General features: G+C 70.3%; 19 protein-coding genes and 1 pseudogene. 7 read left to right on the top strand and 13 right to left on the bottom strand.

Features of this window, described 5'->3' with window-relative positions; all coding sequences use genetic code 11:
• Positions 1 to 142 precede the first annotated feature (142 nt).
• The gene (locus tag ACFWBQ_RS10960; RefSeq protein WP_385486404.1) at positions 143 to 1288 is read right to left on the bottom strand and encodes a zinc-dependent metalloprotease; all 1146 of its coding nucleotides are present in this window, start codon (positions 1286 to 1288) and stop codon (positions 143 to 145) included.
• Positions 1289 to 1336: 48 nt separating this feature from the next.
• Positions 1337 to 2821: a D-alanyl-D-alanine carboxypeptidase/D-alanyl-D-alanine-endopeptidase gene (dacB, locus tag ACFWBQ_RS10955; protein ID WP_385486402.1), complete on the bottom strand. Its 1485-nt coding sequence runs from the start codon at positions 2819 to 2821 to the stop codon at positions 1337 to 1339.
• An 86-nt stretch (positions 2822 to 2907) separates the two neighbouring features.
• Here dacB and ACFWBQ_RS10950 point away from each other — a divergent pair, with 86 nt between their 5' ends.
• Complete coding sequence (locus tag ACFWBQ_RS10950; protein WP_018959738.1) at positions 2908 to 3402, top strand: inorganic diphosphatase; 495 nt, start codon at positions 2908 to 2910, stop codon at positions 3400 to 3402.
• Positions 3403 to 3600: 198 nt separating this feature from the next.
• Positions 3601 to 5316, top strand: coding sequence for a threonine/serine exporter ThrE family protein (locus ACFWBQ_RS10945; protein WP_385486399.1), 1716 nt, complete (start codon positions 3601 to 3603; stop codon positions 5314 to 5316).
• A 232-nt stretch (positions 5317 to 5548) separates the two neighbouring features.
• On the opposite strand, the pseudogene ACFWBQ_RS10940 reads toward ACFWBQ_RS10945, so the two are convergent.
• Positions 5549 to 6253, bottom strand: a pseudogene (locus ACFWBQ_RS10940) (DedA family protein); the annotation flags it as partial.
• A gap of 146 nt (positions 6254 to 6399) precedes the next feature.
• Here ACFWBQ_RS10940 and ACFWBQ_RS10935 point away from each other — a divergent pair.
• From ACFWBQ_RS10935 to ACFWBQ_RS10925, 3 genes are all read left to right on the top strand, one after another.
• Positions 6400 to 6765, top strand: coding sequence for a YbjQ family protein (locus ACFWBQ_RS10935; protein ID WP_385486397.1), 366 nt, complete (start codon positions 6400 to 6402; stop codon positions 6763 to 6765).
• An 84-nt stretch (positions 6766 to 6849) separates the two neighbouring features.
• On the top strand, positions 6850 to 7473 hold the full coding sequence (gene wrbA / locus ACFWBQ_RS10930) for an NAD(P)H:quinone oxidoreductase (RefSeq protein ID WP_385486395.1): 624 nt from the start codon (positions 6850 to 6852) through the stop codon (positions 7471 to 7473).
• Positions 7474 to 7487: 14 nt separating this feature from the next.
• Positions 7488 to 8909, top strand: coding sequence for a glutamate decarboxylase (locus ACFWBQ_RS10925; RefSeq protein ID WP_385486393.1), 1422 nt, complete (start codon positions 7488 to 7490; stop codon positions 8907 to 8909).
• 13 nt (positions 8910 to 8922) lie between these two features.
• Here ACFWBQ_RS10925 and ACFWBQ_RS10920 read toward each other — a convergent pair whose 3' ends face one another.
• From ACFWBQ_RS10920 to ACFWBQ_RS10895, 6 genes are all read right to left on the bottom strand, one after another.
• Positions 8923 to 9729: an ABC transporter permease gene (locus tag ACFWBQ_RS10920; protein WP_385486391.1), complete on the bottom strand. Its 807-nt coding sequence runs from the start codon at positions 9727 to 9729 to the stop codon at positions 8923 to 8925.
• Positions 9726 to 10688 carry an ATP-binding cassette domain-containing protein gene (locus ACFWBQ_RS10915; RefSeq protein ID WP_385486388.1) on the bottom strand — a complete coding sequence of 321 codons (963 nt, stop codon included), beginning with the start codon at positions 10686 to 10688 and terminating at the stop codon, positions 9726 to 9728. The genes ACFWBQ_RS10920 and ACFWBQ_RS10915 overlap by 4 nt, the downstream gene beginning before the upstream one ends.
• A gap of 85 nt (positions 10689 to 10773) precedes the next feature.
• Positions 10774 to 11415, bottom strand: a complete 642-nt coding sequence (locus tag ACFWBQ_RS10910) for a PadR family transcriptional regulator (RefSeq protein WP_385486386.1) — start codon at positions 11413 to 11415, stop codon at positions 10774 to 10776.
• A gap of 18 nt (positions 11416 to 11433) precedes the next feature.
• Positions 11434 to 11985: a DinB family protein gene (locus ACFWBQ_RS10905; protein WP_385486384.1), complete on the bottom strand. Its 552-nt coding sequence runs from the start codon at positions 11983 to 11985 to the stop codon at positions 11434 to 11436.
• A gap of 90 nt (positions 11986 to 12075) precedes the next feature.
• Positions 12076 to 13533, bottom strand: coding sequence for an aldehyde dehydrogenase family protein (locus tag ACFWBQ_RS10900; RefSeq protein ID WP_385486382.1), 1458 nt, complete (start codon positions 13531 to 13533; stop codon positions 12076 to 12078).
• Positions 13534 to 13587: 54 nt separating this feature from the next.
• Positions 13588 to 14469 (bottom strand): helix-turn-helix domain-containing protein, encoded by an 882-nt coding sequence (locus tag ACFWBQ_RS10895; protein WP_385486380.1) that lies wholly within the window; start codon positions 14467 to 14469, stop codon positions 13588 to 13590.
• Positions 14470 to 14811: 342 nt separating this feature from the next.
• On the opposite strand from ACFWBQ_RS10895, the gene ACFWBQ_RS10890 reads away from it, so the two are divergent.
• Positions 14812 to 15384: an ATP-binding protein gene (locus tag ACFWBQ_RS10890; protein WP_385486378.1), complete on the top strand. Its 573-nt coding sequence runs from the start codon at positions 14812 to 14814 to the stop codon at positions 15382 to 15384.
• A gap of 23 nt (positions 15385 to 15407) precedes the next feature.
• Here the strand turns inward: ACFWBQ_RS10890 and ACFWBQ_RS10885 are convergent, their stop codons facing one another.
• The gene (locus ACFWBQ_RS10885) at positions 15408 to 15650 is read right to left on the bottom strand and encodes a DUF397 domain-containing protein (RefSeq protein ID WP_099173559.1); all 243 of its coding nucleotides are present in this window, start codon (positions 15648 to 15650) and stop codon (positions 15408 to 15410) included.
• 255 nt (positions 15651 to 15905) lie between these two features.
• Between ACFWBQ_RS10885 and ACFWBQ_RS10880 the strand changes: the two genes are divergently transcribed.
• A complete protein-coding gene (locus tag ACFWBQ_RS10880) occupies positions 15906 to 16382 on the top strand; it encodes a hypothetical protein (RefSeq protein WP_385486376.1) in 477 nt (158 codons plus the stop codon).
• Positions 16383 to 16450: 68 nt separating this feature from the next.
• Here the strand turns inward: ACFWBQ_RS10880 and ACFWBQ_RS10875 are convergent, their stop codons facing one another.
• The 3 genes from ACFWBQ_RS10875 to ACFWBQ_RS10865 form a co-directional block, all read right to left on the bottom strand.
• A complete protein-coding gene (locus tag ACFWBQ_RS10875; RefSeq protein ID WP_385486374.1) occupies positions 16451 to 18547 on the bottom strand; it encodes an FUSC family protein in 2097 nt (698 codons plus the stop codon).
• A gap of 55 nt (positions 18548 to 18602) precedes the next feature.
• Positions 18603 to 19778: a DUF2786 domain-containing protein gene (locus ACFWBQ_RS10870; protein ID WP_385486372.1), complete on the bottom strand. Its 1176-nt coding sequence runs from the start codon at positions 19776 to 19778 to the stop codon at positions 18603 to 18605.
• A 68-nt stretch (positions 19779 to 19846) separates the two neighbouring features.
• Positions 19847 to 20776 (bottom strand): NADP-dependent oxidoreductase, encoded by a 930-nt coding sequence (locus tag ACFWBQ_RS10865; protein WP_385486370.1) that lies wholly within the window; start codon positions 20774 to 20776, stop codon positions 19847 to 19849.
• Positions 20777 to 20911: the final 135 nt, after the last annotated feature.

Here is a 20911-nt window from a genome sequence, read left to right as displayed (position 1 = left end):
GACGCAGAGATCCCGTTACTCAGAGTGCGTCGATGGTGACAGAGCCAAGCTGTCCATCGAGCATTGCACGCCTTCCCATGCCCCTATGGTCCCTCGGATGGGTGATTGGAAGGGAAATCTCGTGCCATCGGGCGGGCCATGATCACGAATCTGCCTTACGGTGCACCCGCGCGACCCAGTCCGCCGGTTTGGCGATCTCCGCCTTGGTGGGGAGGGTGTTGGGCGAGGTCCAGACACGATTGAAACCGTCCATACCGACCTCGTCGACCACGGCCCGGACGAATTTCTCGCCGTCGCGGTACTGCCGCAGCTTGGCGTCGAGGCCCAGGAGTTTGCGCAGCGCCAGGTCCAGACGGCTCGCACCGCGCGCCCTGCGCTGCTGGAACTTCTCCCGGATCTCCGCGACGGAACCCACCACCTCGGGTCCCACCCCGTCCATCACGAAGTCCGCATGCCCTTCGAGCAGGGACATCACTGCGGTGAGGCGGCCGAGGATCTCGCGCTGGGCGGGCGTCTGGACGATCTCGACGAGGCTGCGGCCGCCGTCGTCGCCGTCCTCCCCCTGTTCGCCCTCGGGCCGGCTGCTCCCCGAGAAGGACTGGGCGGCCTCACGGAGGCGTTCCAGAACGGTCATCGGGTCGACGTCGGTCTCGTCGAGGAACGACTGGATTTCGCCCTGCAGATGGTCGCGGAGCCAGGGCACCCCGGTGAACTGGGTGCGATGGGTCTCCTCGTGGAGGGCCACCCAGAGCCTGAAGTCGTGTGGGTCGACGTCGAGTTCGCGTTCGACGTGGACGATGTTGGGGGCGACGAGCAGCAGCCTGCCGCCGCCCTTGGCAGAGGCGGGCAGCTCCCGGGTGGCGGGCGCGAAGGTCTCGTACTGACCGAGTACCCGGGAGGCCAGGAAGGACAGCAGCATGCCCAGTTCGACACCGGTCACCTTCCCGCCGACCGCGCCGAGCACGGCACCGCCGGGGCCGTTGCCACGCCTGTCCTGCATCTTCCCCAGCAGGGGACGCAGCAGTTCACGGAAGCCGGCGACGTTGGCCCTGATCCAGCCCGCCCGGTCGACGACCAGGACCGGCGTGTCCTCGGGTTCGTGCCCCTCCGGGATCATCCGGGTGAACGAACGGACGTGCTCCTCCGACGCCTTGGCATGTCGGCGGAGTTCCGCGACGACGGCGCGGGCCTCCTCGCGGCTGATTTCGGGCCCCGGCCGCACAAGCCGGGTCGCGGTCGCGACCGCGAGATTCCAGTCGACCATCTCGGCACCACCGACGCTCGTCATGCGTCAACCGTACGTGAGACGACCCCACGGTGGTGGGGTGTCAGCCGCTCATCGGGCGCCTTTGGTGAGGGTGGTGGCCAGGGCGTCGAGAGAGGTTTCCGCCTCGCGCGGGGATGTGGTGCCCGAAGCCAGAAAAGCGAAGGCGAGCAGCCGGCCCTGCGCGTCGACAGCCGTCCCCGCGAGGGCGTTCACCCCGGTGAGGGTGCCTGTCTTGGCCCGGATCAGGCCGGTGCCGCGGGAGCTCGCGGGGTAGCGGCTGCCGAGCGTGCCGCTGAAACCGGCCACCGGCAGACCGGTGAGCACCGGCCTGAGCTCGGGGTGATCCGGGTCGGCGGCAAGGGCCACCAGGGCTGCGAGCAGGCCGGCCGTCACCTTGTCACCGCGGTCCAGGCCGCTGCCGTCGGCGAGATTCGCGCCGGCCAGCGGCAGGCCCAGCTTCTTCAGCCGGTCGGTGACGGCCCGCCGCCCTCCGGCGAAGGAGGCCGGTTTGCCGGTCTTGAGCGCGGTCTGGCGGACGAGGGCTTCGGCGATGTCGTTGTCGCTGTTGGTCAGCGCCCGTTCCACGAGGGCGGAGAGCGGCTTCGAGAGGTGCGTGGCCACGGTTCTGGACCCTGCTGCGGCGCGCCCGGAGGAGGGGGCGGACCGCGTGGCGACACCGGCTTCGTCGAGCAGGTCCGCGAAGGCGCCGGCGGCGTCACCGGCCGGGTCGCCGGTACGGGGGGCGGGGCCGCGGTCGCTGCTGTCGAGCCGGCCCTCGTCGACCATGAGCGCGCTGACGGGCGCGATGTTCTCGTTGGGGCCGATGGGGTGCAGAGCAGGGCCCGAGTAGCGGGACGTGTCGTACTCCAGCTCGACCGTCGTGGTGCCGCCGTCGCGCAGGGCGTGCGCGGTGTCGGCGGCCAGGCCGCGCAGCGCGGCCTTGTCGAGGGTGGGGTCGCCGCCGCCGACAAGGGTGAGGGTGCGGGAGTCGGCGGACAGCCGGACCGTCGTCGCGATGCGGTGGCCCGGACCGAGAGCGGAGAGCGCGGCCACGGTGGAGGCGATCTTCACGGTGGAGGCGGGGGTCATGGGGGTGCCCGCGCCACGTGCGTACAGCTGTTCGCCTGTGGCCGTGTCGACGACGACCGCGGTGCGCACGGTGCCGAGCGCGGGCACGTCCAACAGCGGCGCGAGGGCGGCCTTCAGGCCGCTCGCGCCCGCCGGGGCCGTCAGGGCGGCGGTGTCACCCAGGGAGGTGAGTACGGCACGTGCGCTGGGTGCGGGCTCCGGCGAGGCAGGCGTGGACCGCCCGTGATGTGCGCCACCTGCGCGCTCCCGGGCAACCGCCCGGTCCTGCTCGGCCTTACGCTGACCGGAGTCCCAGGGACCGGCGGCCAGGACGGCTCCGGCGGCGACCACCAGGCCGAGCACCGCGGAGCCTACGACAAACCGCCAGTCGTTCGACCCGTTCCCTCGCTTCACGTACTTCGAGTCTTTCCACTTGCCCCACCTGTTCAACGGTTCGTTCGACGGTCTTTCCACCGGCTCGGCCACCGTTGACCAGCCCCTTTCGCGAGCACTCGTCTGCGTGAGGGACACTTAACCACCAGTCGTATGTGTTGATCATGGAGGAGCCACCCGTGGAGTTCGACGTCACCATCGAGATCCCGAAGGGTTCGCGGAACAAGTACGAGGTGGACCACGAGACCGGTCGGATCCGCCTGGACCGTCGACTCTTCACCTCGACCAGCTACCCGGCCGACTACGGCTTCGTAGAGAACACCCTCGGCGAGGACGGCGACCCGCTGGACGCGCTGGTCATCCTGGACGAGCCGACCTTCCCCGGCTGCCTCATCAAGTGCCGCGCCATCGGCATGTTCCGGATGACCGACGAGGCCGGCGGCGACGACAAGCTGCTGTGCGTCCCGGCGTCCGACCCCCGGGTGGAGCACCTGCGCGACATCCACCACGTGTCGGAGTTCGACCGCCTGGAGATCCAGCACTTCTTCGAGGTCTACAAGGACCTGGAGCCCGGCAAGTCCGTCGAGGGCGCCGACTGGGTCGGCCGCACCGAGGCCGAGGCCGAGATCGAGGCCTCCTACAAGCGCCTCGAGGCGCAGGGCGGCGCGCACTGACGTGATCCCTCCGGTTCCGCTTTCGGGCGGAGCTGTGCGGATCACGGCGCATCGGGCCGATCGGCCCCGCTGACCGTACGAGGAATGGGCGGCGCACCTTTCACCGGTGTGCCGCCCTTTCGCGTAGCGGCCCATGTCCGTGCCCATACTGGGCAGAAGCGCAGCCGAGGACGCGCAGCCGAGGAGGAACGAGGTCGAGTGGTGGCGGAAACGGGCGGTCCCGAGGACCAGAAGCCCCAGTCCGACGAGGCGCACAGCGCCTTTGCCCCGCCTGCCGGGGTGGGGCAGCCGCCGGCTCCGCCCGAGGACGACCACCCCACCTCGGAATTCGCCCTTCCGGCCGGTCTGCACACCGATCCGTCGGCGCCCTCGGGATCGGGCCAGGGTTCCGCTTCCGGCCCGGGGGGCGGTGCGGCCGCCGAAACCCTGAGTTCCGCTTTCGTCCCGCCGAGCGGGTACAACGCGCAGCATCAGGTGCCCGCCTTCACTCCGGCGCACGGCATTCCGATGGTCCGGCTGACCAAGGAAGCCCCTTGGCAGGACCGGATGCGCACGATGCTGCGGATGCCCGTGACCGAGCGTCCGGCGCCCGAGAGCGTGCAGAGGACCGACGATTCCGGCCCCGCGGTGCCCCGTGTGCTCGACCTGACGCTGCGTATCGGGGAGCTGCTGCTCGCGGGTGGCGAGGGTGCCGAGGACGTCGAGGCGGCCATGTTCGCGGTCACGCGCTCGTACGGTCTGGACCGGTGCGAGCCGACGGTCACCTTCACCCTGCTGTCCATCTCGCACCAGCCCTCGCTGGTCGAGGACCCCGTGACGGCGAGCCGTACCGTACGCCGCCGGGGTACCGACTACACGCGGCTGGCCGCCGTCTTCCAGCTGATCGACGACATCACGACCACGGAACACGTCGAGGTCTCGCTGGAGGAGGCCTACCGGCGCCTCGCGGAGATCCGCCGTAACCGGCACCCGTACTCGGGCTGGGTACTGACAGCCGCGGCCGGCCTGCTCGCCGGTTCTGCATCGGTGCTGGTCGGCGGTGGTGTGCTGGTCTTCATCGTGGCGGCGGCCGGCGCGATGCTCGGGGACCGGCTGGCCTGGCTCTGCGCCGGCCGCGGGCTGCCCGAGTTCTACCAGTTCATGGCTGCGGCCATGCCCCCCGCCGCGATGGGCATCGCGCTGACCCTCACCCATTCGACCGATGTCCGCCCGTCCGCGGTGATCACCGGTGGGCTGTTCGCGCTGCTGCCCGGGCGGGCCCTGGTGGCGGGTGTGCAGGACGGCCTGACCGGCTACTACATCACCGCGGGTGCCCGGCTGCTCGAAGTCATGTACTTCTTCATCGGCATCGTCGCCGGTGTGCTGCTGATGCTCTATCTGGGTGTCCAGCTCGGTGCCGAGTTGAACCCGGAAGCAAAATTCGTGCCCAACGACCGGCCGGTGCTGCAGATCCTGGCCTCGATGGCCCTCAGCCTGGCCTTCGCCATCCTGCTCCAGCAGGAACGCTCGACGGTGCTCGCCGTGACCCTCAACGGCGGCGTGGCCTGGATCATCTACGGGGCGATGGCTCGCACCGGCGGCATCTCGCCGGTGGCGGCGACAGCGGTGGCGGCCGGTCTGGTGGGACTGTTCGGCCAGCTGTTCTCCCGCTACCGGTACACCTCGTCGCTGCCGTTCATCACGGCGGCGATCGGCCCACTGCTGCCGGGCTCCGCAACGTACTTCGGTCTGCTGGGTGTGGCCCAGAACGAGCTGGACACCGGGCTCGCCTCGCTCTCCACCGCGGTGGCGACGGCGCTGGCGATCGCCATCGGGGTGAATCTCGGGGGCGAGATCTCCCGGCTGTTCATGCGGGTACCGGGAGCGGTCGAGGGCCCGACCCGCCGGGCGGCCAAGCGGACACGCGGCTTCTGATACGCGAACGGCGCCCTGTCCCGAACCGGGACCGGGGCGCCGTATGCATGGCTCGGGTGCGCGGTCAGCGCCTGGCGTGCCGCCCGCGCTGGCCGGAAGCGCCGCCCTGGCCGTTGCCCGGACCATTGCCCGGGCCGTTGTCGTACGGGCCCGCGCCAGGACCACCGTTGTACGGGCCGCTGCCCGGGCCGTTGTACGGACCCGCACCCGGGCCGCCGTTGTACGGACCCGCACCCGGCCCGCCGTTGAACGGGCCGTTGCCCGGGCCGCCGTCCGAGGGGCCACGGTCCTCGTGGCGCTCCGCCGCAGCCTCCTTCTTCGACCTGCTGCGGGCGCGCAGGAACTCGATCGCGATCGGCACCACCGAGATCAGCACGATCAGGATGAGGATCAGCTCGATGTGCTCATGCACGAAGTCGATCTTGCCGAGAGCGGCGCCGAGCACCGTCACGCCGACGCCCCAGAGGATGCCGCCGATGATGTTGAACGTGATGAACGAGCGGTAGTTCATCCGGCTCACACCGGCGATGATCGGCGTGAAGGTCCGGACGATGGGGACGAAGCGGGCCAGCACCAGCGACTTCGGTCCGTACTTCTCGAAGAACTCGTGCGCCTTCTCCACGTTCTCCTGCTTGAAGAGACGGGAGTCCGGGCGCCTGAAGAGGGCCGGGCCCACCTTGCGGCCGAAGAGATAGCCGACCTGGTCACCGACGATCGCCGCCAGCGCGACCAGGGTGCAGACCAGCCAGAGCGGGTACGTCAGATCTCCGGTGGTCACCAGCAGACCCGTGGTGAACAGCAGGGAGTCGCCCGGCAGGAAGAAGCCGATCAGCAGCCCGGACTCGGCGAAGACGATGAGCAGGAGGCCGGGAAGCCCGAAGGTGTTGAGCAGGTAATCCGGGTCCAGCCAGCTCGGGCCGAGCGCAAGCGTATTCAAGGGTCCGGGCTCCAGGATCGATCGATGGCGGCTGCGTGGCCGCTCAAAGCTATCAACGCTGCGGAGTGCCGCTGGGTTCCAGTGGCGTAAGCAGGGATGCGCGCGGTACGAACCGGGGCAAAGCTGTCCTCAGGAGGTGCCACCCCATGGGCATTGAGGACTACGGCGGCGGACAGACGGCCCGGGCGGACGTGCTCGTCGTCACCACGAACGACGTACCCGGCTACCAGGTGACGCACGTCATCGGCGAGGTCTTCGGCCTCACCGTCCGCTCCCGCCACCTCGGCAGCCAGATCGGCGCCGGGCTGAAGTCGATGATCGGCGGCGAGCTGAAGGGGCTGACCAAGACCCTGGTCGAGACCCGCAACCAGGCGATGGAGCGGCTCGTCGAGCAGGCCAAGGCGCGCGGGGCCAACGCGGTGCTGATGATGCGGTTCGACGTGAGCGAGGCGGCCGACGTGGGCACGGAGGTCTGCGCCTACGGAACCGCGGCCGTGATCAGCAACACCTGACCGGCCGGCCCCGCACGAGCCCGCACCGTTCGCCCGGACCGATCCCGCACCGTTCGCCCGGACCACTTCCCGGAGGTTTGCCGCATGCCCACGTCGGTCAACGTCGCCGTCATCTACTACTCCTCGACCGGCACCGTCGCCGCTGTCGCCGAGGCCATCGCGAAGGACGCCGAGAACGCCGGCGCCCAGGTACGGCTGCGCAGAGCCGCCGAGCTCGCCCCGCAGGCCGCCATCGACTCCAACCCGGCGTGGGCCGCGAACGCGAAGGCGACGGCCGGCATCCCCGAGGTCTCGCCGGACGACATGATCTGGGCGGACGCGGTGATCCTCGGTACGCCCACCCGGTACGGCAACGTCACCGCCCAGCTCAAGCAGTTCCTCGACACCCTGGGCGGCCTCTGGCAGGCGGGACAGCTCGCCGACAAGGTCTACAGCGGCTTCACCTCCACCAGCACGGCACACGGCGGCCAGGAGTCCACACTGCTCGCGCTCTACAACACGGTCCACCATTTCGGCGGCATCCTCGTCGCCCCCGGCTACACGGACCCGTCGAAATTCGTCGACGGGAATCCGTACGGCACCTCGCACGTGGCGGGGCAGGGCGACATCCCGGTCGGTGAGCAGACCCTGACCGCCGCCAGGGTCCAGGCCGAACGCGTCGTGAAATTCACCCGGGCCATCAAGACCGGACTCGCGGCCGAGAACTGAAGGAGAGTCCACAGATGCCGCTCCACAAGGGTTCCCACGGCAAGGCTCCGTCCGACGAGCACCGCAGGCTCGCCCTCAACCCGTTCTTCGGGGAGGCCGACCCGACCGCGCCGATGGCCACCGCGCCGCCCAGGCACCACCTGCCGGACGGTCCGCTGCCGCCTTCGACCGCCTACCGGCTCGTCCATGACGAGCTGATGCTCGACGGCAACTCCCGGCTGAACCTCGCGACGTTCGTCACCACCTGGATGGAGCCCCAGGCCTCTGTGCTGATGGGCGAGTGCCGGGACAAGAACATGATCGACAAGGACGAGTACCCCCGCACCGCCGAACTGGAGCGGCGCTGTGTGGCGATGCTCGCGGATCTCTGGAACGCCCCGGACCCGGCGACCGCCGTGGGCTGTTCGACCACCGGTTCCAGCGAGGCCTGCATGCTGGCGGGGCTGGCGCTCAAGCGGCGCTGGACGGCACGGAACACCGACCGCTACCCGGCGACCGCCCGGCCCAATCTGGTGATGGGCGTCAATGTGCAGGTCTGCTGGGACAAATTCTGTACGTTCTGGGAGGTCGAGCCCCGCCAGGTCCCCATGGACGGCGAGCGCTTCCATCTGGACCCGCAGGCGGCAGCCGACCTCTGCGACGAGAACACCATCGGCGTGGTCGGCATCCTCGGCTCCACCTTCGACGGTTCGTACGAGCCGATCGCGGAGCTCTGTACCGCGCTGGACGAGCTCCAGGAGCGCACCGGGCTCGACATCCCCGTCCATGTGGACGGGGCGTCCGGCGCGATGGTGGCCCCCTTCCTCGACGAGGACCTGGTGTGGGACTTCCGGCTGCCCCGGGTCTCCTCGATCAACACCTCCGGGCACAAATTCGGCCTGGTCTACCCGGGTGTGGGCTGGGCTCTGTGGCGCTCGCCGGCCGAGCTGCCCGAGGAGCTGGTTTTCCGGGTCAACTATCTGGGCGGCGACATGCCGACCTTCGCGCTGAACTTCTCCCGGCCCGGCGCGCAGGTGGTGGCGCAGTACTACACGTTCCTGCGGCTGGGCCGGGAGGGCTACCGGGCGGTTCAGCAGGCGTCCAGGGATGTGGCACGCGGGCTGGCCAAGGAGTTCGAGGCGCTGGACGGCTTCCGGCTCCTCACCCGGGGCGACGAACTGCCGGTGTTCACCGTGACGACGGAGCCCGACGTGGACGCGTACGACGTCTTCGACGTGTCGAGGCGGCTGCGTGAGCACGGCTGGCTGGTGCCCGCGTACACCTTCCCCGCCAACCGTCAGGACCTGTCGGTGCTGCGGGTGGTCTGCCGCAACGGATTCTCCTCGGACCTCGCGGAACTGCTGCTGGAGGACATGCGCAGACTCCTGCCCGAACTGCGCCAGCAGTCGGGCCCGTTGAGCCGCAAGCACGGGCCGCAGACAGCCTTCCATCACTGAGGGGCAGCCCCGGTCAGCGGCTGAGTCGGGCGAACTTCCGTACTGCCAGCGGGAAGAACACCGCGGTCAGCGCCACCGGCCAGGCCATCGCGAGCAGTTCGGCGTGTTCGGCGGCCCAGGATCCCCCGGCCCCGCCCGGGTTGCCGAACAGGTCGCGTACGGCCGTCGCCGTGGCCGACATCGGGTTCCATTCGACGACCGCGCCCAGCCGGCCCGGCATCGAATCCGGCGACGCGAAGACGTTGGAGAGGAAGCCGACCGGCCAGACCAGGATCTGGACCGCCTGCACCATCTCCGGCTTGCCCGCCACCATCGCCAGGTGGATGCCGATCCACAGCATCGCGAACCGCAGCAGAAGCAGCAGCCCCACCGCTCCCAGTGCGGCGGCCGGCCCGTCGTGCCAGCGCCAGCCGATCGCGTATCCCACGCCGATCATCACGGCGAGCGCGGCCACCGACTGGATCATGTCCGCGACGCTCCGTCCGACCAGGACCGTGCCGGAGACCATCGGCATGGAGCGGAACCGGTCGATGACCCCCTTGTTGAGGTCCTGGGTGACGGCGAGCATCGTTCCCTCCAGGCCGAAGGCCATGGTGAGCGCGAGCATGCCGGGCACCAGGAACTCGGTGTTGTCCCCGTTGACGCCCTGGCCGCCGCCGACCAGGTAGTTGAACATCAGGAGCAGCATCACCGGGAAGACCAGGCCGACGACCATCTGCACCGGCTGCCGCGCCCAGTGCGCCAGTTCGCGCCGGGTCATCGTCCAGGAATCGGTCAGCGCCCAGCCGACGCCGCCCGCTCCTGCCGCTGCCGTACTCATACCGCCACCGCCGCATCCGTCGCCATGTGCACCGCTTCGTCCGTCCGGGTGAGGGACAGGAACACCTCGTCCAGCGTGGGGCGGCGCACCGCGATGTCCTCCGCCTCGATGCCCGCCTCCTCCAGTGCTCGTACCGTCCGGGTCAGGGCCGCCATCCGGTCCGGAGCCGGAGCACTGAGCAGCCGCCGGTCCGCGTCCACGCTCACGCCCTCCCCCAGGAGCTCCGCCGCGGCACCGAGCCGGGCCACGTCGCGGACGACCACATCGATGCGGTCACCGCCGACCATCGCCTTGAGCTGATCGGCCGTCCCCTCCGCGATGGCCCGGCCCCCGTCGATCACCGAGATCCGGTCGGCCAGCTGGTCCGCCTCCTGCAGATACTGCGTGGTCAGCAGCACGGTCGTGCCGCTCGACGCCAGGGAGCGCACGGCGCTCCACACCTCGGTCCGGCCGCGCGGGTCGAGTCCGGTCGTGGGCTCGTCCAGGAAGAGCACCTCCGGATCCGTGATCAGGGACGCGGCCAGGTCGAGGCGGCGGCGCATGCCTCCGCTGTACTGCTTGACCGCCTTGCGCCCGGTGTCCGCGAGCCCGAACCGCTCCAGGAGCTCGTCGGCCCGCACGCCCGCCCAGCGTGCGCCCAGGTGGTACAGCCGGCCGAACATCTCCAGGTTCTGCCGTCCGCCGAGCTCCTCGTCGACGGCCGCGTTCTGCCCGAGCAGCCCGATCCTCCGCCGGACCTCGGCGGCCTTGTCCCGTACGTCGAATCCCGCCACCTCGACCCGGCCCTCGTCGGGCCTCAGCAGGGTCGACAGGATGCGTACGGCGGTGGTCTTGCCCGCCCCGTTGGGGCCGAGCACTCCGTGCACCGCGCCGCTGCGGACGGTGAGGTCCAGCCCGCCCAGGGCGCGCTTCTCCCCGTACCGCTTGTGCAGTCCCTCGACGACGATCGCGTCGTTCACGATCCCACCCGCCCCTCCGGATCACGTAGTCAAACTTGACTAGTGACGCCAAGGTAAGCCATCCGGCAGCATTCGTCAAACTTGATTAGCTGGCGTCCCCGGGATCGGGGATCCCTGTCGCGTAGGGGTTCTCCTGCCCCTCGGACAGCACCCCGACGAAGGGTTCACCCTCACCCGCGAAGGTGTACGCCCCCCGCTCGATCCGCTCGATCAGACCGCGGGTCCACTCGGCACCCGCGTCCGCCGAGTGGACCCACAAATGCATGATCTCGCCGATGTGCCCGAGCGATTCGGGACCGTCCGCCGGTGTGTAGTGCTCCGTGACCGAGGCCCGCCAGCCCTCGATGGCAGCGATGCGCTCATGGAGCAGAGCCACCGCCTCGGACCGCTCGAGGTCGACGATGAAGCCGATGCCCGCCGAGAGCACATCCATGCCCTGGTCGTACGACGTGAGCGCCGCGCGCAGCAGGGTGAGGAACTCCTCGGCGCCCTGCTCGGTGATCTCGTACTCGGTACGGGGCGGGCCGCCGACCGTCGAAGGGGCGGTCTCGTGCGCGAGGAGCAGGCCCTGCTTCGCCATCTGCTTCAGCGCGTGGTAGATCGAGCCCGGCTTGGCGCTGGACCACTCGTGCGCGCCCCAGTACTCGAGGTCGTTGCGGACCTGATAGCCGTGCGCGCGGCCGTGCTGACGTACGGCACCGAGGACCAGGAGCCGGATCGCGGACATACCACCCACCCTTTGTATTCAACTTTGACTAGGGTAGCCCGCTTCTGCGGCGACCAACTGGAGGGCGGTCGTGCCGTCCAGCGACTCGCGGATGATGTCGGCGTGCCCCGCGTGCCGGGCGATCTCCTCGACGAGATGGACCAGCAGCCAGCGCATCGAGCAGCGCTCGGCCTTCGGGTACCAGGGCGCCTCGGGGAGCGGAAAGGTGTCGTTCATGCTGTCGACCCCATGAATGAACGTCTCGGTCTCCGCAGCGATCTTCGACCAGAGCTCGATCATCTGCGGAATCGTCTCGTCACCGACGAGCCGGAAGCTGTCGGCCCAGGTCTCCGCGGTGCGCTGCTTCTCGTTCGGCAGCTGCTGAGCCATCCGCAGCCAGTTCAGCTCCGTCTCGGCCACGTGCTTGAGCAGCCCGGAGAGGGAGAGCTCACTGGCGCTGGGGTGACTCGCCGCCTGCTCCTCGCTGAGCCCCAGCACGGAGCGCCGGATCGCGCCGCGCTGCGCCTCGACGAAGGCCAGAAGCGCGCCGCGCTCGTCGCCGGGAGCCTCTGAGGGAACGTGAGTGACCATGATGTCTGCCTTCGGTGGTACGTGACGGTATTGCCTACCCCGTCAACGTACGGACCCATCAGGTCTGCCTCTGCCCTCAACCCGCGGTTGTCAGAAGGGAAAAACCGTTCGCCCGTACTGGATCGAGATCCACCTCTGGGTGGTGAAGGCCTCCACGGCCGCCTCACCGTTCAGCCGCCCCATGCCGGACATCTTCTCGCCCCCGAACGCGACCAGCGGATCGTCCTGAACGGTGGCGTCGTTGACATGGAACATCCCGCTCGCGATGCGCCGGGCGAACCGCACCCCGCGCTCCACGTCCGCCGTGTGCACCGCGCCGCTCAGCCCGTAGGGACTGTCGTTGACGATCCGTAGGGCCTCGTCCTCGCCGTCGAACGGCACGAGCAGTGCGACCGGGCCGAATATTTCCTGTTCGAGCAGCGGCGAGTCGTCCGGCAGGCCGGCCAGCACAGTGGGCTCGACGAGATTGCCACGGGTGCGGCCCCGGACGAGCGCGGTGGCCCCTGCCGCGAGCGCCTCGTCGACCAGTGCCGCGAGCGCGTCCGCCTGGAACTCGCTGATGACCGGGCCGATGCGGGTGGCCGGGTCGCGCGGGTCGCCCGTCGTGAGCGCGGCCACCGCGGCGGTGAACCGCTCGGTGAACTCCTTCTCGACGGACCGGTCGACCAGAATGCGGTTGGCGGCCATGCTGACCTGCCCCTGGTACAGGAAGCGGCTGAAGACGGCCGCCCGGACCGCGTAGTCGATGTCCGCGTCCTCCAGCACCACCAGGGCGCTGTTGCCGCTCAGTTCGAGGATCGTCTTCTTGAAGAGTCCGGCGGCGGTGGCCGCGACATGCCGCCCGACCCGGTCCGAGCCGGTGAACGAGATCACCTTGGGTACGGGGTGCTCGATGAACGCGTCGCCGATCTCGGCACTGTCGGTGATCACGATGTTGAGCAGCCCGGCGGGCAGCCCGGCGTCCTCGAAGATCCTGGCGACCAGCCCTCCGCCGACGACCGGGGCGTTCTGGTGGGGCTTCACGACCACCGCGTTGCCGAGCGCGAGAGCGGGGGCGACCGTCTTCATCGTCACCAGGAAGGGGAAGTTGAAGGCGCTGATCACACCTATGACACCGACAGGCAGCCGGTAGACCCGGTTCTCCTTGCTGTCGGCGAGCGAGGGCAGCAGCCGCCCCGCGGGACGGAGCGTCTGCCGGACCGCCTCGCGCAGGAACTCCTGGGCGGCACGGACCTCGTACTCGGCCTTGAACCGCGTGCCGCCGAGCTCGTCGATGATCGCCTCGACGATGTCGTCATGGCGCTCACCCACAAGGCGTACGGCGTTTTCGAGCACGGCCCTTCGCTCGTACGCCGTGGCCGCCGCCCACTCGGCCTGGGCGCGCTCGGCCGCCCGGTAGGCCCGGTCGACCTCCGCCGCGGTGGCCACCGTGATGGCACCGAGCTTTTCGCCGTTGTAGGGATTGAAATCAATGATGTCCCACGAGCCGCTGCCGGTCAGCCACTCGCCATCGATGTACTGGTGGGCCAGTTCACTGAAGAAGGACATGCAATCCCTTACTGCAGGCGCAGACTCCTGTCGGTATGTCATCGTACTGGCGAATCACGTCAGTTGAAGGAGACCGCGAAGGAGATCCCGGCTCTCTTCGGGTCCCGGGCTCTCCTCGTGGAGCCGGACCATGGCCTTTTCGTACTGGGCGACCTCCTCGGCCTTGTCCAGATAGAGCGCACTTGTCAGCTGCTCCAGATAGACAATGTCCGACAGGTCGGATTCCGGAAAGCTCAGCATGGTGAATGCGCCGCTCTCGCCCGCATGGCCGCCGAAGCTGAAGGGCATCACCTGAAGTGTGATGTTCGGCTGTTCCGACATATCGATCAGATGCCGCAACTGGGCGCGCATCACCTCGCGTTCGCCGTACGGACGGCGCAGCGCCGCCTCGTCGAGCACGGCGTGGAACCGGGGCGCGCGCTCGGAGACGAGTACCTTCTGACGCGCCAGCCGCAGCGCGACCCGGCGGTCGATCTCCGCCGCGGGGGCACCGCGCATGCCACGCGAGACGACCGCGTGCGCGTATGCCTCCGTCTGCAACAGACCGTGGACGAACTGGACTTCGTAGATCCGGATGAGCGAGGCCGCCCCCTCCAGACCTATATACGTCTGGAACCAGCCGGGCAGCACATCGCCGTAGCTGTGCCACCAGCCCGCCACATTGGCCTCACGGGCCAGGCCGAGAAGGGAGTCCCGCTCCGCCTCGTCCGTGACTCCGTAGAGCGTGAGCAGGTCCTCGACGTCCCTGGCCTTGAAGCTCACCCGTCCCAACTCCATGCGGCTGATCTTCGATTCGGAGGCGCGGATGGAGTAGCCGGCCGCCTCACGGGTGATGCCGCGCGACTCGCGCAGGCGCCTGAGCTGTGAGCCCAGCAGGATGCGCCGCACCACAGATCCACTCGACTCGCCTGCCGGCACTGGTCCAACCCTCCCCATCGCTTCCCGGACTCCGGGGTCCCCCCGAACCCCGGAGGCGGATTCTGCCACCAAAACGCTTCAGCCCGTACTCATTCGATTACGGAAATGGCAAGAGTTCCGGAAAGCTCCGAAACTTGATGCCGGAAGAAATGAGTAAGAACCGGCACGCTACCGGGCAGGTCCGGCGCGTGCACGTGCATCTGCCCTTGCATCTGCCCTGCGCATTCGGAACCATGGTCCTCGCGCACCTGCGTGCTCGTTCGTGTTGTGCCGCTGTACCCCGCAGTACCGCTACAAGCAGCAGTACCGCTACAGCCGCGAATCCCGGGAGTGCCTCGCATGGGGACGAATGGATCGACGATGCTCGAGCCGTTACGGCAGGGGCTTCCACCCATCGACCCCTCGGCGGTCGCGGGTTCGGCCTCCTGCACGCTGCCGGCCCGGTTCGAAGCGGTGGGCGGCGCGCGGAAGTTCACCCGTACGACACTGACCTCGTGGGACCTCGGCGACCGGTTCGACGATGTCGCCCTGGTCGTCTCCGAGCTGGTCACCAACGCACTGCGGCATGCCCTTCCCGCCGACCCCCCGCGCGAGCGCCCGGACACGCCCGTGCGCCTGCATCTGATGCGCTGGACCTCACGGCTGGTGTGCGCGGTGCGCGATCCCAGCGACAGGAGCCCGGTGGCGGGCGAGGCCGCGGACTCGGCCGAGTCGGGACGCGGGCTGTTCCTGGTGGAGTCGTTCAGCGACTGCTGGGGCTGGCATCCCGCCCCCGTCCTGGCCGGCGAGCAGCAGGCCGGCGGAGCCCGCCACGGCAAGGTGGTCTGGGCTCTGTTCCGGCTGTCGGACAGGACCCCGGCGGACGGGACGGCTCCGCAGCGCCCGCTCCTCGACAGCGCGGTGCCGGCCGACGTATTTCCTGACAGCGTGTAGGCGGAGCGGCGGACGGGACGCTTTCAGGCTCCCGCCGCCAGATGGTCGAACTCCCCGTCCTTGACGCCCAGCAGCAGTGCCTCTATCTCGGCCGGCGTATAGACGAGGGCGGGCCCGTCCGGGTGGCGCGAGTTGCGCATCGCCACATTCCCGCCGGGCAGTTTCGCGAACTCCACACAGGACCCCTGGGAGTTGCTGTGTCTGCTCTTCTGCCAGACGACTCCGCGAAGCTCTGTGGCCGCCATGCCGTTGTACACGTGGTGCACAGGACGCTCCCCGAGTTGCAAGGTGCAAGTGTCAACTAGCTCGGATCATAGCTGTGTTCATATGCCAATGCATGAGCAGATGCACGTGCACGGGGGGTATGCGCGCGATTACAGCTTTCCCGGCCGACTGGGCACCCCCGCTGAGGGAGAGACGAACGGCACGCCTATTTGGCTCCCTCTTCCGGAAGTTGTTCCGTTCTCCCCTGGTAGCTTGGCGCGGACTTTTGACCGCGAATCAACAAGGGGGAACTCCACATGGACAGGCTCGTACGGTCCGGCGTCGTCTTCGCCGCAGGCCTCGTCGCCGCTCTCACGCTCACCGCATGCGGCAGCGGTGACGACAGCGGCAAGGCCAAGAACTCCGATGCCGGGCAGAGCGCGACACCCGGCGCCGGCACCGAGGACAGCGGCGAGCCGGGAGCGGACGCGGCGGCGCTGGACGGCACGTGGGCGGGTCTGTCCGGCGGCAAGGCCGTCGCCCTGTCCGTCGCCTCCGGCAAGGTGGCGCTCGTCGCCGACCAGCACGTCTGCCAGGGCGATGTGAAGGACATGGGCAAGGTGATGCTCGCCCTGTCGTGCACCGACGGGAACACCGACCGCACCATGGGATCCATCGAGTCCAACGACGGCAGGACGCTCGTCGTCTCCTGGGACGCCGGAGCCAAGGACACCCTGACGAAGACCGACACAGGCAAGCTGCCGACCGGGCTGCCGGACGTCCCCGCCCCCTGACGCGCCGCCGGCCCCGGAGCCTGCCGGGTGGCCTTCGATCGCCCGGTCGGACGTTGCCGGGCCGGCTCTCAGACCCTGCGCTTGCCCTTGGGACTGTCCAGGCTCTGCGCGAACTCCTCCAGGGCGTCGAGCAACATGGCTGCTCCGCTGCGCACGAAGGCGTTGGGCGGCGGCACCGCCTCCGGGTGGCCTTCCGGCCTGTCCCAGCCCGCGAGTACCTGGCGCACCGGTTCCCAGTCCGGCACGCGGCGCTCCCGCACCGCCTTCGCGCCCTGTTCGGTGACCCGCCGCAGCGTGGCCGCCAGGTCCGCCGCCCCAGGCACCGGGGTGGCCGTGCCGGCCGGCAGGTGGGCCTCCAGCAGCATCGTGACCCGGCCGAACTGGGCAAGCGCGTGCTGGGCCTCGTCGGCGGCGACGCGGGAGATGCCGCGGTGGCGTACGGGTTCGTGCCGGGCGGTCGCCAGCGCCTCCTGCCAGGCGACGCGCGCCTCACGGGTGGCGAGCAGCGCGTTCCGCACATCGGCGTCGCTCCGGGCCGCCGGATCGGCGTACCCGTCGAGGACGGTCGCCGCGTACCGCGCGTCCGTGACCAGCCAGCGGGCGAGCCGGTTGCGCAGCCGCGGGGTCTCCCAGGCCGGGTAGACGGCGTACGAGACCATCGCGAGCATGCCTCCGGCGAGCGTGAGGACGACCCGTTCGAGGACGGTCTGCGACCAGTCCTCCCCCGCCATGCCGAGCAGGAAGACGACATAGGCGGAGACGCAGGCCTGGCTGACCGCGTATCCGCTGCGCATCAGCAGGTACATCAGCCACGCGCAGGTCACCGCGAGGACGGCGGCGAGCGTCACGCCCGGCTCGACCGCCTGCACGAGGGCGGTGGCGAGGGCCACTCCGACGACGGTGCCGCCGAACCGGGCAACGGACCGGGAGTAGGTCTGCGAGAAGTCCGGGCGCATCGCCATCACTGCTGCCATCGGCGCCCAGTAGCCGTGCCCGAAGGGCAGTGCGGCGCCCAGCAGGAAGCCGAGGGTGGCGACCGCCGAGAGCCTGACGGCGTGCCGCAGGACCGGCGACTCCCTGCGCAGTTCGCGACGCATCGCCGTCAGCGCCACCGGGACGAGCCGCAGCAGGCTGGGGCGGCGCCGGGTGTCCGCGGCGTGCCCGGCCGGCTCACGGGTGCCGGCGCCCTCGGCGATCTCGATGACGTCCGCGAGCAGTGTGTTCAGCCGGTCGGCGGCACGGCGCGGAGGCCCGGCCAGGATCACCTCGTTGTCGGGGGTCCCCAGGACCCCCAGGTCGGTGGCGGCGAGGTGGACCGGCTCCCCGTGCCGGACAGCCTGGGCCGCCGCGTCCAGTACGGATCCGGCCGCACCGAGCAGCTCTCGCACCCAGACCCGCTCCAGCCCGTCACCGGGCACTCCCAGTGCCGGGTCCGCCAGGGACGCGAGGACCGGCCGCAGCCGCTCGGCGACGCCTCGCGCGCCGTGCAGTTCGACGGGGAGCCGGCGGGCCTCACGGGGGGTGATGGCGGCGGCGCTGCGGGCGGTCATCAGCGGTACAGGGTCGAAGGGGGCGACCGGGTCGTGGCGCAGCCTGCGGGCGTAGTCGGCCTCGGCGGCGAGGGCGTCGGCGAGCGCGTCGCGCTGGGCGCCCCATCTGCGTACCGGGAACAACACGATCAGGGCCGCCTGGACCAGCCCCCCGAACGCCATCATCGCGGCGTGTGCGGCGGCTTCGGCGACGGAGCCGGGAAGAGTGATCGTGACCAGCATGATCGCGACGTTGGATCCCGCGAGGATGCCGGCCGTGGGGCCCACTGCCCAGGTCATCCCGGCGACGAACGTCCAGAGCGCCAGCAGGACCAGGAACACGACGGGCTCGGTGATGCTGACGTAGCCGACGAACGTCGACACGGCCAGGCTGCTGCCGGAGATCAGGGCGAGCACGGGCCGGGGGCGCCAGCTGCGCTCGAAGGTGGCGATCGCCGCCTGGAAGGCCCCGAAGGCGGAACTGGCCGCAATCACCGGGCCGAAGAAGGCGAGGGACAGCCCGACGACCAGGGCGAGGCCCGCGGCACCACGCAGTGCGACCAGCGGTTCGAGACGCTGTCGCTCGATACTCAGACCCGAGCGGGCGGTCTCCTTCAGCGCCCGGAGCCAGCTCATGGGCCGAGCCTAACCTCAATCCCCCGCAAGCCCGACTTATGCCGCTCTCTCCGTGCTACCGGCTGATTTCCGGCCCCCTGCCGCCCATCCTGGCCCGGTCCGCCGCGGCCGTGCCGTGGTTCCAGCCCTCGGCGTCCGTGACTCCGCGCACCCGGGCGGTGGTGGTCCGCGGGAACATCCGCTCCGCCGTGTCCGTGACCGCGACGTCCCGGGCCGCCAGCACCGGCAGCAGACCGCCGGGGACGGCGCTGTCCTCACCCGTTCGGCTGCCGGCGTCGGCCGCCGCCGTGACGCGTGCGGTGTCGTCGGCGAGGCGGCTGCCCAGACGCTGGGCGTACGCCATCAGGAAGGACTGCCGGAAGGTCTTGGTCCGCTTGCGCCCGCCGGCCCTCTGCCCGGCTTCCGCCTTCGTCATCGCGGCCGTGCCCTGCACCAGCAACGAGGTGAAGAGCAGCTCCACGGCCTCCAGGTCCGGCTCGAAGCCCACGACCGTGGTGAAGCCCAGATCGCTGTTCCACACGGCCCGGCAACGGTTCGCGGAGGCGAGCGAGTCGAGCAGGATCGCCTTCGCGCTCTCGTACGGGGCATCGACCCCGATCCGGCAGGCTCCCGGAGTACCGGAGCTGTGGGTCCGGGCGGCGAGCAGGGCCTCGTCGATGCTGTGCCGGGCCATCAGCTCCTGGGCCTTGGTGGTGAGTGCCTCCGCCTCCTCCGGGAAGCCGGTCGCCTCCGCCTTGGCGAGCAGGGCACGGATCCGGGTGAGCATCCGCGGTTCGTCGTGAGCGGGGGGCCGGTGGAGGTCGTCGGCCGCAGTGCCGGGCGGCGGGCCCACCGGCTCGATCGCCGGGAGCCGCAGGAGGAGGCGGTACAGCTCCAGCAGCGCGGAGGCGTACGTGAAGCGGTCGGGCCGGTTGCGCGGCGCCGGGGCGGGCAGCCCGGCGAGCTGGTCCGCCCAGCGCGGCGGCAGTTGTCCGTAGCGCTCCGTCTCCGCGGTGATCAGCGCGGCGACAAGCCCTGCCCCGGCCTCGTCCAGCTCGCGCCGGACGATCCGTACGACATCGGCGGGATGCCAGCCGCGTGCCCAGGCACGCCGGACGAAGTCCTCGCCGCGGCGGTGCAGCGCGTCGTCGGCCGACGGATCGGCGGCGAGAAGGGAGGCCCCGGCGTCGAGTCCGGCGTCACCGTCCGAGTAGAGGGCTGCCGCGCATGCCTGGTCGATCACCGATTCCATCAGGTCAGGGTAGGCGGGACGGGGCAGGCGGGGCCGGTCGGGCGGGGCGGCGCCGGGGCACCCTGCTCTCAGTGCGCCCCGGGAAGCAGCACGAGCTTTCCGCGTACGTGCCCCGCCTCGCTCAGCTCCTGGGCCCTTGCCGCATCACGGAGCGCGAACGTCTGCGCCACCGGAATCCGGAGACCGCCGACAGCGGCCAGCTCTGCGTACTCCGCGAGCCGTTCACCCTCGCCCGGACGTGTCCCGCCGCCCGCCGAGAAGGCCACGCCGTATGCCGCCGCGTCCGCGTCGGCGATGGTGACGATCCGGTCGGCCGTACCGCCGCGCAGTTCGACCGAGTCCGCCAGTGCGCCCTTGCCCGCGGCGTCGAACACCGCGTCCACGCCCTGCGGCGCCACCGCGCGGACCCGTCCCACGAGCCCGTCCCCGTACGCCACCGGAATCGCGCCGAGCACCCGCAGGTAGTCGTGGTTGGCGGGCGATGCCGTCCCGATGACCGTGGCGCCGCGGGACACGGCCAGCTGGACCCCGGCGGAACCCACCGCTCCGGCCGCTCCGTGCACCAGCAGGGTGTCGCCCTCGGTCAGCGCGAGCTCATCCAGCACCCGGGCGGCGGTCGCGGTCGCCACGGGCAGGGCCGCGGCCTCCTCCCAGCCCAGCCCCTCCGGCTTGGCTGCGACGGCGTCCGCGTCGGCCAGGGCGCAGGCGGCGTACGCGCCGGTGGCGCTCCGCCCGAGAACCTCGTCCCCGACCGCGAACCCGGTGACACCCTCACCGGTCTCGTCGACGACTCCCGCGAACTCGCTACCGGGTGTGGCGGGCAGCGGGGTGGGAAAAGCAGCCTCCATCCAGCCGTTGCGGATCTTGTAGTCGACCGGATTGACCCCGGCGGCCCTGACCGCCACCCGGATCTGTCCGGGTCCTGCGTGGACATCGTCGGTCCGGGTGAGGCGCAGTACCTCGGGGCCGCCGAACTCCTCGTACACGATCGCTTCCATCACCTGTCTCCTCCGCACTCCTCCGCGCACCGGGACACGCAGCGCGTCCCTCACCGATACTCGCGGCTGCCGCGCGCTCCCGCCCGCCGAGCCGGGCCCGCTGCACCCCCATCGATGTCAGTGCCGGGTGCCAGA

Origin of the sequence: Streptomyces sp. NPDC060035, assembly GCF_042736635.1 — a bacterium.
GTDB lineage: Bacteria > Actinomycetota > Actinomycetes > Streptomycetales > Streptomycetaceae > Streptomyces.
The sequence above is the reverse complement of the archived record's forward strand: the minus strand, read 5'-3'. Positions and strand labels throughout refer to the sequence as shown.